Source organism: Streptomyces sp. NPDC006296 (genome assembly GCF_040613235.1).
Classification (GTDB): Bacteria; Actinomycetota; Actinomycetes; order Streptomycetales; family Streptomycetaceae; genus Streptomyces.
Genome location: NZ_JBEXRT010000057.1, coordinates 22266 through 35938 on the forward strand (window position 1 = coordinate 22266; position 13673 = coordinate 35938).

Consider the following 13673-nt stretch of genomic DNA (forward strand, 5'->3'; position numbering starts at 1 on the left):
CCCGACGGCACCGGATCGGAACCGGGGGCGTTCCGGATGTACCCGGTACGGGCCCCCGAGGTCCGGGTGGTGCCGCAGGGTCCACCCGTACGCAGGCAAAGTCACCGGCCCCTCCCCGCTCCGGCCCGCGGAGCCGGCGTGACGGACGCGCACCCGAACGGAACAGCCCCCCGGCACGGCCGGGGGGCTGTTTCACGTGGAACCGAAGCGGAACCGCCGGTGCCTACTTGGCGCCGGTGTCCCGCACCACGGAGTCCGTGGCCTCGGCCTTCTCCTTGGCCGTCGCGGCGGGCTTGCGGAGCTGGATGTTCAGCTCCCGCAGCCGCGTCTCGTCCAGCACGGTCGGGGCGCCCATCATCAGGTCCTGGGCGTTGCCGTTGAGCGGGAAGGCGATCGTCTCGCGGATGTTCGGCTCGTCGGCGAGCAGCATCACGATGCGGTCGACGCCCGGGGCGATGCCGCCGTGCGGCGGGGCGCCGAGACGGAAGGCCCGGAGCATGCCGGCGAACTCGTGCTCGACGGTCTCGCGGTCGTAACCGGCGATCTCGAAGGCCTTGATCATCAGCTCGGGCTCGTGGTTCCGGATGGCGCCGGAGGACAGCTCGATGCCGTTGCAGACGATGTCGTACTGCCAGGCGAGGATGTCCAGCGGGTCCTTCGTCTCCAGGTCCTCAAGGCCGCCCTGCGGCATCGAGAACGGGTTGTGCGAGAAGTCGATCCGGCCGGTGTCCTCGTCCTTCTCGTACATCGGGAAGTCGACGACCCAGCAGAAGCGGAAGACGCCCTCCTCGAAGTGCCCGGCACGCTTCGCGGCCTCGACGCGGACGGCGGACATGATCTTGGAGACCTCGCCGAACTCACCGGCGCCGAAGAAGACCGCGTGGCCGGGGACCAGGGAGAGGCGCTCGGTGAGCGTCTTGACGTCCGTCTCGGTGAGGAACTTGGCGATCGGTCCCGCCAGCGTGCCGTCCTCGCCGACGCGGACCCAGGCCAGGCCCTTGGCGCCGTGCTCGACGGCGTACTCGCCGAGGCCGTCGAAGAACTTCCGGGACTGGCCCGCGGTGTCCGGCACCGGCAGGGCGCGGACGTGCTTGCCGGCGAACGCCTTGAAGCCGGAGTCGGCGAAGACGTCGGAGATGTCGACGAGCTCCAGCTTGGCCCGGAGGTCCGGCTTGTCGTTGCCGTACTTCAGCATCGACTCGCGGAACGGGATGCGCGGGAACGGCGAGGTGACGTGACGGCCGTTGCCGAACTCCTCGAAGAGCTCGGTCATCAGCTTCTCGATCGGCTGGAAGACGTCCTCCTGCTCGACGAAGGACATCTCGACGTCGAGCTGGTAGAACTCGCCGGGCGAACGGTCGGCGCGGGCGTCCTCGTCGCGGAAGCAGGGCGCGATCTGGAAGTACCGGTCGAAGCCGGAGATCATCAGCAGCTGCTTGAACTGCTGCGGCGCCTGCGGGAGGGCGTAGAACTTGCCCGGGTTCAGCCGGGACGGGACGACGAAGTCGCGGGCGCCCTCGGGGGAGGTCGCGGTGAGGATCGGCGTCGCCATCTCGTTGAAGCCGAGGGCGACCATCTTGGAGCGGATGGACGCGATCACGGCGGAGCGCAGCATGATGTTGCGGTGCATGCGCTCGCGGCGCAGGTCCAGGAAGCGGTACTCCAGGCGCCGCTCCTCGTTGACGCCGTCCTCGGTGTTGATCGTGAAGGGCAGCGGGCCGGCCTCGCCCAGCACCTCGACCTCGGTGACCTCGATCTCGATCTCGCCGGTCGGGAGCTCCGGGTTGACGTTGTCGGCACCGCGCGCGGAGACCGTGCCGTCGATCCGGACGACGGTCTCCTTGGTCAGCTTCGCCAGGGCGTCGTTGCCGGGGGTGCCGGGGCGGGCGACGAGCTGCACCAGACCGTGGTGGTCGCGCAGATCGATGAAGAGGATGCCGCCCAGGTCTCGGCGATTGTGCAGCCAGCCGCTCAGCCGGACGTCGGTGCCGACGTCAGAGGCGCGGAGCTCGCCGCAGGTGTGGGACCTGTACCGATGCATCGTCGTTCATCCAGTCTTCGCGGTCGGGGTGGATTGACACCCCAGGCTACCGCCCGTGGACACACCGGTTCGTTGGTATTCCCGCCGCACGGCTGTCCGAGACGTCCCCGGCGGCCGTCCGCGCCCACGGGGCGGTTCCCGCCCCTCGGTGGCGACGGTGCGGACAATCTTCCTAAGGTGGGGCAATGCGCACCGAGGAGATCCTGGCTGCGATCGGGACCGGTCTGTGGAGCTGGGACGGCTCGTCGGGCACGGTCACGTTCGACGCGGAGGCGGCACGGCTGGTGGGACTGCCCGCCGAGTCCACCGCCCGTCCCGGCGACGAGGTGCGTGCCCTCTTCCACCCGGCCGACTGGCACGAGATCGACGGCATCGTGAACTTCGCGATCGCCGAGGACACCCTGGCCGAGGCCCGGCTGCGCATCGTGGACCGCGACGGGAAGGTCGTGCGCACGGTCCGCTCCCGGTCCAAGCCGGTGCCGCTGGACGCTGCGGGCGGCCGCGCCTACGTGCTGATGGGCACCATCCAGGAGGTCGCCCCGCCCTCCGAGGCGACGGCGGCACGGACACCGCTCACGGGGGACTGGCGGCGCTCGCGCGAGGCGTTCCTGCTGGACGCCGGGCGGGCGCTGGCCGAGGCCGGGTCCACCGAGGAGGTCCTCCGGGTCGCGGGCTCGCTGTCCATGCCCGGTTTCTCGCCGGACGGACTGGCCGTCTTCGGGATCTCGGGCGACCGGCTGACGGTCGTCGGGCACCACGGCCAGAGCGCCGGGGACGAGAAGCCGTTCACCGACATGTTCCTGGAAACCGACTATCCGGCCGCCGAGGTCGTCCGGACCGGGGAGGCGATCTACCTCGCGTCGCCCGAGGAGTACCGGAAGCGCTTCCCCGTCACCTGGCCCCTCGCCAGCGGTTTCGGACGACGTTCCTGGGCCTTCCTGCCGCTCGTCTCGTCGGGGCACACCATGGGCGCCTGGATGGCCGGGTTCCGCCACCACGTGGCCTTCTCGCCGGACGAGCGCGCGGTGCTGAACACGGTGGCCCGGATGCTGGCACAGGCGCTGACGCGCGCCGGCACCGCCGAGACGGAGCGCGAACTGTCCCTGGGCCTCCAGAGGGCGATGAGGCCGACCCTGGGCCCCGACGTGCCGGGACTGTCGGTGGCGGCGCGCTACGTCCCGACGGGAGGCGGGCTCCAGGTCGGCGGCGACTGGTACGACATGATCCCGCTGCCCAACGGCCGCATCGCCCTCGTCATCGGAGACGTGCAGGGACACGACGTACGGGCGGCGGGGCTGATGGGCCAGCTGCGGATCGCCCTGCGCGCCTACGCCTCCGAGGGGCACCGCCCCGACGCGGTGCTGTCCCGGGCCTCGCGCTTCCTGTCCGGGCTGACCGACTCCTACGGCCTCACCGACGGCGAGGACCGGTCGGACGCCACGCGCTTCGCGACCTGCCTGTACGCGGAAGCCGACCCCGGGACCGGCACCCTCGACATCGCCCGGGCCGGACACCCCGACCCGGTGGTCGTCAGCGTCGACGGCACCGCGGTGATCCGGCAGACCGCCGGCGGGCTGCCGCTGGGCGTCGAGCAGGACGCGGACTACCCGACCACCCGCGTCGTCCTGGGCCCCGGCGAGACGGTCATGCTGTGCACGGACGGGCTGATCGAGACCGGCGGACACGACATGGCCACCGGCTGGACCCGGCTCAGGCCGGTCCTGGAGAAGCCCGTCGAGGACCTGGAGGAGCTCGCGGACGCCCTCGTCCAGGCCGTGCACGGTCCGGGCTCGCACTACACGACCGGACCGCTGGTGGACCGCCGCGAGGACGACATCGCGGTGCTGGTGCTGCGGCGCGAGGGGGCGCGGACGCGCAGGGTCCCCGGGCGGCGCTCGGCGATGACCATCGCCCAGGCGGAGCCCGAGCGGATCGCGGCCGCCCGGCAGCAGCTGCGGGACCTCCTGCACGACTGGAGGGACGCGGAGCAGGTCGACTCCGCGGAGCTGATGGTCTCCGAGATGGCCACGAACGTGCTGGTCCACACCGACGGGGACGCGCTGCTCGTGGCCGAGGTGTCGGGCGAACCGGGCGAGCGGCGGCTGCGCGTCGAGGTGGCCGACGCCAGCGACGACCTGCCGCACAAGCGGCGGCCCGGCGAGATGGCGTCCAGCGGGCGCGGGCTGGTGCTGATGGAGATGCTCGCCGACGCCTGGGGCGTGGACCCGCGGGGCGAGGGGAAGTCGATCTGGTTCGAGCTGTACGAGTCGGCGGAGCCGGCGGAACTGGGCGCCGCGCCGTCATGAACCCCCGGCCGCCGCGGGCCCGTCGCCGCCGGCCGCGCCCCCCGTGCGCAGCTCGCCGATCACCCCGAACGCGGCCGCGCACAGGGGGACCGCCAGCAGCATGCCGAGCAGCCCCGCGACGCTCGCCCCCGCGGTCAGCGCGATCATGATCATGGCGGGGTGCATCTGGACGGTCCGGCTCTGGATCGCGGGCTGGAGCACATGGCCCTCCAGCACCTGCACGGCGACCACCACGCCCAGCGTCCAGAGCGCGATCACGACGCCCCGGTCGGCGAGCGCGACGAGCACGGCGACGGCGCCGGAGATGAAGGCCCCCAGGTAGGGGATGTAGGCGCCGACGAACACCAGCGCGCCGAGCCCCGCCGCCCCCGGCACCCGCAGGATCAGCAGCCCCACCGTGATGCACAGCGCGTCGATCAGGGCGATGACGGTGGTGCCGCGCATGAACCCCTCGACGGCCTCGAAGGCCCTGCGCCCCATGGCCTCCACGCGGTCGCCCGTGCCGCGCGGCGCGATGTCGTGGGCGAACCCCGCGGCCCGGTCGGAGTCGCGCAGGAAGAAGAAGGTCAGCAGCAGGGCCAGGACCCCGGTGGTCACCAGCGACCCGATGAGGCTGATCCCGCTGAGCAGTCCGCCCGCCGCACTCGCGCCGAACCTCTGGACGAGCCCCTTGGCGTTGTCCGCCAGGTCGTTGACGTCGGCCACGCCCTTGATGTCGAAGTGGTCGATGACCCACTGCGCGGCGTCCTTCAGCGACTCCACGATCTGCGAACCGCTGTCGACGAGTGCGGTGACGACGATGTACCCGGCGCCCCCGACCACCGCGACGAGCGCGGCACAGGTGAGACCGGCGGCCACCGACCGGTTCACCCCGTACGCGGTCAGCCGGCGCTGGACGGGCCCGAGCAGCGCGGTGCCGAGCAGCGCGAGCAGGACCGGGGTGACCGCGGTCTTGAGCGCGACGCTCAGCCAGACGGCCACCGCCGCGACGCCGGCGACCAGGAGCAGGACGCCGCACCAGGCGGCCGTCCGCCGCGCGGCGTCGGGCAGGAGTGGCTTCCGGGTAGGCACCCGCTCACCCGATCACGGGCCGGAGCCGGGTGCCCCTCCGCACGGGCGTACGGGTGACGGTCCGTCACCCGTACGTCGTGCCGTGCCGTCACATGCCGTGGACGGACGGGACCTTTCCGAGACGGCCCGCCTGGAAGTCCTCGAAGGCCTGCTTGAGCTCGTCCTGGGTGTTCATCACGAACGGCCCGTAGTGCGCCATCGGCTCACGGATCGGGCGCCCGCCGAGCAGCACGACCTCCAGGTCGGGCGTGTTGCCGTCCTGCTCCTCGTCGGCGCGGACGGTCAGCGAGGACCCCTTGCCGAAGACCGCGGTCTGCCCGACGTGGACGGGACGGCGCGCGGTGCCCACGCTGCCGCGTCCGGCGAGGACGTAGGCGAGGCCGTTGAAGTCCTCCTGCCAGGGCAGCGTCACCTCGGCGCCCGGCCGGACCGTGGCGTGGACCATGGTGATCGGGGTGTGGGTGATGCCCGGGCCCTCGTGACCGTCCAGCTCGCCGGCGATCACGCGGAGCAGCGCGCCGCCGTCCGGGGAGGTGAGGAGCTGGACCTGGCCGCCGCGGATGTCCTGGTAGCGCGGCGCCATCATCTTGTCGGCCTTGGGCAGGTTCACCCAGAGCTGGAGGCCGTGGAAGAGGCCACCGGACATGACGAGGGCCTCCGGCGGCGTCTCGATGTGGAGGAGGCCCGAGCCGGCCGTCATCCACTGGGTGTCGCCGTTCTCGATGGCGCCGCCACCGCCGTGGCTGTCCTGGTGGATGAAGCTCCCGTCGATGATGTACGTGACGGTCTCGAAGCCGCGGTGCGGGTGCCAGGGAGTCCCCTTCGGCTCGCCCGCCGCGTACTCCACCTCACCCATCTGGTCCATCATGATGAACGGGTCGAGGTGCCGGTAGTTGATCCCGGCGAACGCGCGCCGCACCGGGAACCCCTCGCCCTCGAAACCGCTGGGCGCGGTCGTGACGGTCAGCACGGGTCGGGCCACGGCGTCGGCCGGCGCGGCGACCTTGGGCAGGGTCAGCGGGTTTTCGACGGTCACTGCGGGCATGGGAGCCACCTCCGGAAGTCTCTGATCCCAATTTAGTTGAACAGTGAACATCCTGCAAGGCGGCTTCCATTCCCGCCGCCGGACAGCGATGAGGGCCCGCACCGTGACGGTGCGGGCCCTCATTCCACCCGGAGCGGCGGACGTTCCTCAGCCGTACATGCGGCGCATCGCGAAGTCGACCATCTGCTCGACCGCCGTGGCATCGAAGACCATGCGGTGGTCGCCCTCCATGTCCAGCACGAAGCCGTAGCCGGTGGGCAGCAGGTCGATCACCTCGGCCCCGGTGATCACGAAGTACTTGGACTCCTTGCCCGCGTACCGCCGCAGCTCCTTGAGCGTCGTGAACATGGGGATCACCGGCTGCTGGGTGTTGTGGAGCGCCAGGAAACCGGGGTTGTCGCCGCGCGGGCAGTACACCTTCGCCGTGGCGAAGATCTGCTGGAAGTCCTCCGCGGACAGCGATCCGGTCGTGAAGGCCCGTACCGCGTCGGCCAGGGACGGCGGAGAGGGCTCGGGGTACAACGGCTGCCCGCCGTAGCCGCCACCCATCTGCTGCTGTGCACCCGGGTTCTGGTCGTAGCCATACATGCCGCAAAGAGTAATCGGACACATCTCGGGCTTGAGGGGTTGCGTCTTATTACTGACGGGTAGCATCATCGTAGGAGTCAGGTGACACACCCACGCCAGGCCGTCCGACGCCCGACCCACCCTCCTCCACGGGGCGCTGCGCGCCACTGCTATTGATTACGGAGCCTTCCCATGGGGCACTACAAGTCGAATCTCCGCGACATCGAGTTCAACCTCTTCGAGGTCCTCGGGCGCGACAAGCTGTACGGCACCGGTCCGTTCGCGGAGATGGACGTCGACACCGCGAAGAGCATCCTGGACGAGGTCACCCGCCTCGCCGAGAACGAGCTCGCCGACTCGTACGCCGACGCCGACCGCAACCCGCCGGTCTTCGACCCCGAGACGAACACCGCACCCGTCCCGGGCTCCTTCAAGAAGTCGTACCAGGCGTTCATGGACTCCGAGTACTGGCGCCTGGGCCTCCCCGAGGAGATCGGCGGCACGACCTCCCCGCGCTCCCTGATCTGGGGTTACGCGGAGCTGCTGCTCGGCTCCAACCCGGCGGTCTGGATGTACTCCTCCGGCCCCGCGTTCGCCGGCATCCTCTTCGACGAGGGCAACGAGGCGCAGAAGAAGGTCGCCGAGATCGCCGTCGAGAAGCAGTGGGGCTCGACCATGGTGCTCACCGAGCCGGACGCCGGCTCGGACGTGGGCGCCGGCCGCACCAGGGCGGTCGAGCAGGAGGACGGCTCCTGGCACATCGAGGGCGTGAAGCGCTTCATCACCTCGGGCGAGCACGACATGTCCGAGAACATCCTCCACTACGTCCTGGCCCGCCCCGAGGGCGCCGGCCCGGGCACCAAGGGGCTCTCCCTCTTCCTGGTGCCGAAGTTCCACTTCGACTGGACCACCGGCGAGCTCGGTGAGCGCAACGGCGTCTACGCGACGAACGTCGAGCACAAGATGGGCCTCAAGGCCTCGAACACCTGCGAGATGACCTTCGGCGACCGGCACCCCGCCAAGGGCTGGCTGATCGGCGACAAGCACGACGGCATCCGCCAGATGTTCCGCATCATCGAGTTCGCCCGGATGATGGTCGGCACGAAGGCCATCGCGGCGCTCTCCGCGGGCTACCTCAACGCACTGGAGTACGCCAAGGAGCGCGTCCAGGGCACCGACCTGTCGCAGTTCATGGACAAGACGGCCCCCAAGGTCACCATCACGCACCACCCCGACGTGCGCCGCTCCCTCATGACGCAGAAGGCGTACGCCGAGGGCATGCGCTCCCTCGTGCTCTACACCGCGTCCGTCCAGGACGCGATCCAGGTCAAGGAGGCCGCGGGTGAGGACGCCAAGGCGCTCAACGGCCTGAACGACCTGCTGCTCCCGATCGTCAAGGGGTACGGCTCCGAGAAGTCCTACGAGCAGCTCGCGCAGTCGCTCCAGACCTTCGGCGGCTCCGGCTACCTCCAGGAGTACCCGGTCGAGCAGTACATCCGGGACGCCAAGATCGACACCCTCTACGAGGGCACGACGGCGATCCAGGGCCAGGACTTCTTCTTCCGGAAGATCGTCCGCGACCAGGGCGCCTCGCTGAACGCCCTCTCCGAGGAGATCAAGAAGTTCCTCGCCGGCGCCCAGGGCGACGAGGAGCTGTCCGGCGCGCTGGACAACCTCGCCAAGGCCGCGGTCGACCTGGAGGCGATCGTCGGCACGATGATCACCGACCTCACCGCGACCGGCGAGGACGTCAAGAACATCTACAAGGTCGGCCTCAACACCACCCGCCTGCTGATGGCCTCCGGCGATGTCGTGGTCGGATACCTGCTGCTCAAGGGCGCGGTCGTGGCCTCCGAGAAGCTGCGCAACGCCTCCGCCAAGGACACCGCCTTCTACCGGGGCAAGATCGCCGCCGCGAAGTTCTTCGCCGCGAACGTCCTGCCGGGTGTCTCCGCCGAGCGCGCGCTCGCCGAGACCGTCGACAACTCGCTGATGGAGCTGGACGAGGCCGCGTTCTGAGGGCTCTCCCGCGTCGTCCCTGACGGCCGGGACCGCGGGACGCACCTCCCGCGCCCCTGCCCCGCCGGTACGGCCCGTCCCCTGTCAGGGGGCGGGCCGTACCCGTGGTCCCCGCCGCCGCGCTGCTCCGAGGGGCCACGGGGGCGCCGGGAAGCGGGACCGCCGTCCCGGCCGGGCCACGGGGGCCCCAAGGTCCCGGACGGGACCCGTGCGGCGCCCCCGGCGACCGTCGTTACAGTGAGGAACATGCGCTCTTCCCTCCGCTTCGACCGCGGGCACACCGACGACCTGATGGCCTTCCTGATGGCCAGCCCCTCCCCTTACCACGCCGTCGCCACCGCCGCGGCGCGACTGGAGAAGGCCGGGTTCCGGCAGGTCGAGGAGACGGACGCCTGGGACGGCTCCACGGGCGGGAAGTACGTCCTGCGGGGCGGCGCCGTCGTGGCCTGGTACGTACCGGAGGGCGCCGGCGCCCACACCCCGTTCCGGATCGTGGGGGCCCACACCGACTCCCCGAACCTGCGGGTCAAGCCGCTTCCCGACACCGGCGCGCACGGCTGGCGCCAGGTCGCCGTGGAGGTCTACGGCGGGACGCTCCTGAACACCTGGCTCGACCGGGACCTGGGCCTGGCCGGCCGGATCTCCCTGCGCGACGGCACCCACCGGCTGGTGAACACCGACCGTCCGCTGCTGCGGGTCCCCCAGCTGGCCGTGCACCTGGACCGGTCCGCCAACCCCGACGGCCTCAAGCTCGACCGCCAGAAGCACATGCAGCCGATCTGGGGCCTGGGTGAGGTCGAGGAGGGCGACCTGATCCGGTTCGTCGCCGAGGAGGCGGGTGTCGCGGCCGAGGAGGTCACCGGCTGGGACCTCATGCCGCACCCCGTCGAGCCGCCGGCCTACCTGGGCCGGGACCGTGAGCTGCTCGCCGGTCCGCGGATGGACAACCTGCTCTCGGTGCACGCCGCGACGGCCGCGCTGGCCGCCGTCTCCGGACTGCCGGACGCCGAGATCCCGTACATCCCCGTCCTGGCCGCCTTCGACCACGAGGAGAACGGCTCCCAGTCCGACACCGGCGCGGACGGCCCGCTGCTCGGCACGGTCCTGGAGCGCTCCGTCTTCGCCCGCGGGGGTACCTACGAGGACCGCGCACGGGCCTTCGCCGGGACCGTCTGCCTCTCCTCGGACACCGGCCACGCCGTCCACCCGAACTACGCCGAGCGGCACGACCCGACGCACCACCCGGTGGCCAACGGCGGGCCGATCCTCAAGGTCAACGTCAACATGCGCTACGCGACCGACGGCGGGGGCCGCGCGGTGTTCGCCGCGGCCTGCGAGAAGGCCGGCGTGCCCTGGCAGACGTTCGTCTCCAACAACTCGATGCCCTGCGGCACGACGATCGGCCCGATCACCGCCGCACGCCACGGCATCCGGACCGTCGACATCGGTGTGGCGATCCTGTCCATGCACAGCGCGCGCGAGCTCTGCGGCGCCGACGACCCGTACCTGCTGGCGAACGCGCTCACCGCCTTCCTGGCGGGCTGATCCCTCCGTCCCAACCGCCCTCACAGACATGCTTGTTGCCGGGCCGGGTACGCGACCCGTACACCGGCCCGGACGCACCGGGCCGTCGAGGAGGCGGAAATCATGGGACTCGGAGGATGCATTCTCCTGATCGGGGCCGGGGCGATTCTGGCGTTCGCGACGGACTGGGAACTGGACACCGTCAACGTGGACCTGGTCGGCTGGATCATGATGCTCGTCGGCCTCGTCGGGGTCTTCGTCTACGTGAGCATCGCGCGCCGGCGCCGCATGGTCATGTCGCCCACGGCCACCGTCGTCCCGGAGGACGAGCGCCGCTACCAGTGACCTGACGGCCGGGCCGCCCCTCGCCGCGACGCGACAGGACGGGTGCGAGGGGCCCGGCACGGCAGGCGTACCGGCGCCGGACGTCCGCCCGCGCAGGGCCGGGCCCCGGGCCGTCAGCCCTGCTCGTCCATCCCGGCCAGCACCAGCGGCAGCCTGGAGGCACCGGCGGCGGTGACACGCACCGGGACACCCCAGTCCTGCTGGTGCACATGGCAGGCCGGGTACGCGTTCGCCGGGTCGTCGTCGCAGGACGCCGCCATCGCGGACAGGTGCAGGACGCCCTCGGCGACCCCGTCGGCCAGGACCAGGTCACGGCTCAGATCCGTACCCGGCCCCGCCCCCGCGGCCAGCAGCTCCGGCGGGGTCGAGGAGACGAGCAGCCGGGTGGACGGGCCGTAGCGGGTGTCGAGCTTCTGTCCTGCGGGCGCCTGGAAGACCACGTCCAGCCGGAGCGTCCCTGCGGAGACCTCGGTGGCCGCGCGCTGTGTGCGGTGCGCCCGGTCCGCGACCTGTACGGCCTCCTCGGGCAGACGCAGCCGGGTCAGCCGGTGCCGCGCGGACTCGACCACCACCAGGTCCCCGTCCACCAGGACGGCGCCGCTCGGCTCCCGCAGGTCCGTGGCCAGCGTCGTGACCTCGCCGCTCCCCGGGTCGTAGCGCCGCAGCGCGTGGTTGTAGGTGTCGCTCACCGCCACGGATCCGTCCGGGAGGGCGGTGACACCCAGCGGGTGCTGGAGCAGCGCCTGACCGGCCGGACCGTCCCGGTGGCCGAAGTCGAAGAGCCCCGTGCCCACGACCGTGCGGACGGTGCCCTCCAGGTCCACCCAGCGCAGCGCGGAGGTCTCGGAGTCGGCGACCCAGAGCCGGTCCCCGGCCGCGGCGAGGCCGGACGGCTGCGCGAACCACGCCTCGTCCGCGGGGCCGTCGACCAGCCCCTCGTTGGTGGTGCCCGCGGCGACCCCGACCGTCCCCCGCCCGGGGTCGTACGTCCACAGCTGGTGCACGCCGGCCATCGCGATCCACAGCCGGCCGCCGAACCAGGCGACGTCCCAGGGGGACGACAGGTCCACCTCCGTCGCCGGGCCGTCGGTGGCGGAACCCTGCCACCACTGGCGGCCGGTCCCGGCGAGCGTGGTCGTCTCCCCCGTCGTGAGGTCGAGCGCCCTGATCGCGTGGTTCACCGTGTCCGCGACGGCGATCCGGCCGTCGGGCAGGACGGCGAGGCCCTGGGGCTCGCTGAACCGGGCCTCCTCGCGGCCTCCGTCGGCGAATCCGCGCTCCCCGGCCCCGAAGCGGCCGCGCACGGTCTCCCCGTCCGCCGCCAGCTCGACCAGGCGGTGGCGGGTGGTGTCCGAGACCAGGAAGCCGCCGTCGGGAAGCGCGAGGGCCTTCCCGGGGAACCGCAGATGTCCGGCGACCGGCTCCGGCGCCACGTACGGACCGTCGCCGCGGCGCAGGGTGCCCTTCGCCGCGTGCTCGGCCTCCAGCTCGCCGACCAGCTTCTCGATGGCGTGGGCGTGGCCCTCACCCGCGTGCTGGGCCACCACGTAGCCCTCGGGGTCCACGACGACGAGGGTGGGCCAGGCGCGGACGGCGTACTGCTTCCAGGTGGCGAGCTCGGGGTCGTCGAGCACCGGGTGGTGCACCTCGTACCGCTCGACCGCGTCGGCCACGGCCCGGTGGTCCGCCTCGTGCACGAACTTCGGCGAGTGGACGCCGATGATCACCACGGTGTCGCGGTGCTTCTCCTCCAGCTCGCGCAGCTCGTCGAGCACATGCAGACAGTTCACGCAGCAGAAGGTCCAGAAATCCAGGATGACAATGCGCCCTCGCAGGTCAGCGAGGGTGTACTGGCGGTTTCCCGTATTGAGCCAGCCGCCCTTGCCGATCAGTTCGGGGGCGCGGACACGTGCACGTGCTGTCATGCCACCAGTCAACAGCACCGCGCCCTGCGCGCATTCCGGCAGGTGGTCGGGGAACCTGTGATCCATGAGACTTCTCGTACGTGAGCGTGTGTTCGGCATCGGTGACGACTACTGGATCGAGGACGCGGACGGGCGCAAGCTCTTCCTCGTCGACGGCAAGGCCATGCGGCTGCGGGACACCTTCGAGCTGAAGGACACGAACGGCCGGGTGCTGGTGGAGATCCGCCAGAAGATGATCAGCATCCGCGACACGATGCTCATCGAACGTGACGGCGACGAGCTCGCCCGGGTCAAGCGGAAGCGGCTCTCCCTGCTGCGCAACCACTACCGGGTGAGCCTCGCGGAGGGCACCGAGCTGGACGTCAGCGGCAAGATCCTGGACCGCGAGTTCGCCATCGAGTACGACGGTGAACTGCTCGCCCAGATCTCCCGGCGCTGGCTGACGATCCGTGACACCTACGGCATCGACGTCGTCCGGGAGGACGCCGATGTGCCGCTGCTGCTCGCGGTGGCGGTGTGCGTGATCGTCCTCGCGGACAAGGACCACGAGGACTGAGGCCGTGGCGGCCCGGAACGGCCGGGCGACGCGAGGGCCGCATCAGGGAGAGCCCGAGGCTTTCGGACCCGGCAGCCCACGCAGACCCGCAGCTCCGAGGTCTCGGGCCCGGGGTCCGGGACGCCCGGCGTCAGGCTGACGGCAGCGTCCGCCGCGACGGGCCGACGGGCACCGCACCCGGGCGGTGGGGGGGGTTGTCCAGGATGAGGGCGCCCCCCCCCCCCCCCGCCCCGGGACACGGGTGGTGGCGGCGGGGGGGGCCCTCTGCCGGGCT

At 71.5% G+C, this 13673-nt stretch carries 10 protein-coding genes; 5 read left to right on the forward strand and 5 right to left on the reverse strand.

Annotated features, from left to right (window positions below):
• Nucleotides 1-223: 223 nt before the first annotated feature.
• Complete coding sequence (gene aspS, locus ABZ172_RS27765; RefSeq protein ID WP_356887693.1) at nt 224-2041, reverse strand: aspartate--tRNA ligase; 1818 nt, start codon at nt 2039-2041, stop codon at nt 224-226.
• Between the two features lie 185 nt (nt 2042-2226).
• Here aspS and ABZ172_RS27770 point away from each other — a divergent pair, with 185 nt between their 5' ends.
• Nucleotides 2227-4347: a SpoIIE family protein phosphatase gene (locus ABZ172_RS27770; RefSeq protein ID WP_356887695.1), complete on the forward strand. Its 2121-nt coding sequence runs from the start codon at nt 2227-2229 to the stop codon at nt 4345-4347.
• Here the strand turns inward: ABZ172_RS27770 and ABZ172_RS27775 are convergent.
• The 3 genes from ABZ172_RS27775 to ABZ172_RS27785 form a co-directional block, all read right to left on the reverse strand.
• Complete coding sequence (locus ABZ172_RS27775) at nt 4342-5418, reverse strand: AI-2E family transporter (RefSeq protein ID WP_356887697.1); 1077 nt, start codon at nt 5416-5418, stop codon at nt 4342-4344. The genes ABZ172_RS27770 and ABZ172_RS27775 overlap by 6 nt on opposite strands.
• Before the next feature lie 88 nt (nt 5419-5506).
• Nucleotides 5507-6463: a pirin family protein gene (locus ABZ172_RS27780; protein ID WP_356887699.1), complete on the reverse strand. Its 957-nt coding sequence runs from the start codon at nt 6461-6463 to the stop codon at nt 5507-5509.
• 147 nt (nt 6464-6610) lie between these two features.
• A complete protein-coding gene (locus ABZ172_RS27785; protein WP_356887701.1) occupies nt 6611-7051 on the reverse strand; it encodes an SseB family protein in 441 nt (146 codons plus the stop codon).
• Between the two features lie 171 nt (nt 7052-7222).
• Between ABZ172_RS27785 and ABZ172_RS27790 the strand changes: the two genes are divergently transcribed.
• The 3 genes from ABZ172_RS27790 (at nt 7223) to ABZ172_RS27800 (ending at nt 10918) form a co-directional block, all read left to right on the forward strand.
• The gene (locus tag ABZ172_RS27790; protein WP_356887703.1) at nt 7223-9049 is read left to right on the forward strand and encodes an acyl-CoA dehydrogenase; all 1827 of its coding nucleotides are present in this window, start codon (nt 7223-7225) and stop codon (nt 9047-9049) included.
• A gap of 246 nt (nt 9050-9295) precedes the next feature.
• Nucleotides 9296-10594, forward strand: coding sequence for a M18 family aminopeptidase (locus ABZ172_RS27795; protein ID WP_356887705.1), 1299 nt, complete (start codon nt 9296-9298; stop codon nt 10592-10594).
• A gap of 102 nt (nt 10595-10696) precedes the next feature.
• A complete protein-coding gene (locus ABZ172_RS27800; RefSeq protein ID WP_356887707.1) occupies nt 10697-10918 on the forward strand; it encodes a DUF6458 family protein in 222 nt (73 codons plus the stop codon).
• 113 nt (nt 10919-11031) lie between these two features.
• On the opposite strand, the gene ABZ172_RS27805 is transcribed toward ABZ172_RS27800, so the two are convergent.
• Nucleotides 11032-12843: an NHL domain-containing thioredoxin family protein gene (locus ABZ172_RS27805; protein WP_356887709.1), complete on the reverse strand. Its 1812-nt coding sequence runs from the start codon at nt 12841-12843 to the stop codon at nt 11032-11034.
• A gap of 64 nt (nt 12844-12907) precedes the next feature.
• Between ABZ172_RS27805 and ABZ172_RS27810 the strand changes: the two genes are divergently transcribed.
• Nucleotides 12908-13399: an LURP-one-related family protein gene (locus ABZ172_RS27810; RefSeq protein WP_356887711.1), complete on the forward strand. Its 492-nt coding sequence runs from the start codon at nt 12908-12910 to the stop codon at nt 13397-13399.
• The last annotated feature ends 274 nt before the right edge of the window (nt 13400-13673 follow it).

Bases quoted from the DNA above. Each gene is read 5' to 3' on its own strand.
- aspS (WP_356887693.1), bottom strand. From the start codon at position 2,041: ATGCATCGGTACAGGTCCCACACCTGCGGCGAGCTCCGCGCCTCTGAC.
- ABZ172_RS27770 (WP_356887695.1), top strand. From the start codon at position 2,227: ATGCGCACCGAGGAGATCCTGGCTGCGATCGGGACCGGTCTGTGGAGC.
- ABZ172_RS27780 (WP_356887699.1), bottom strand. From the start codon at position 6,463: ATGCCCGCAGTGACCGTCGAAAACCCGCTGACCCTGCCCAAGGTCGCC.
- ABZ172_RS27785 (WP_356887701.1), bottom strand. From the start codon at position 7,051: ATGTATGGCTACGACCAGAACCCGGGTGCACAGCAGCAGATGGGTGGC.
- ABZ172_RS27790 (WP_356887703.1), top strand. From the start codon at position 7,223: ATGGGGCACTACAAGTCGAATCTCCGCGACATCGAGTTCAACCTCTTC.
- ABZ172_RS27795 (WP_356887705.1), top strand. From the start codon at position 9,296: ATGCGCTCTTCCCTCCGCTTCGACCGCGGGCACACCGACGACCTGATG.
- ABZ172_RS27800 (WP_356887707.1), top strand. From the start codon at position 10,697: ATGGGACTCGGAGGATGCATTCTCCTGATCGGGGCCGGGGCGATTCTG.
- ABZ172_RS27805 (WP_356887709.1), bottom strand. From the start codon at position 12,843: ATGACAGCACGTGCACGTGTCCGCGCCCCCGAACTGATCGGCAAGGGC.
- ABZ172_RS27810 (WP_356887711.1), top strand. From the start codon at position 12,908: ATGAGACTTCTCGTACGTGAGCGTGTGTTCGGCATCGGTGACGACTAC.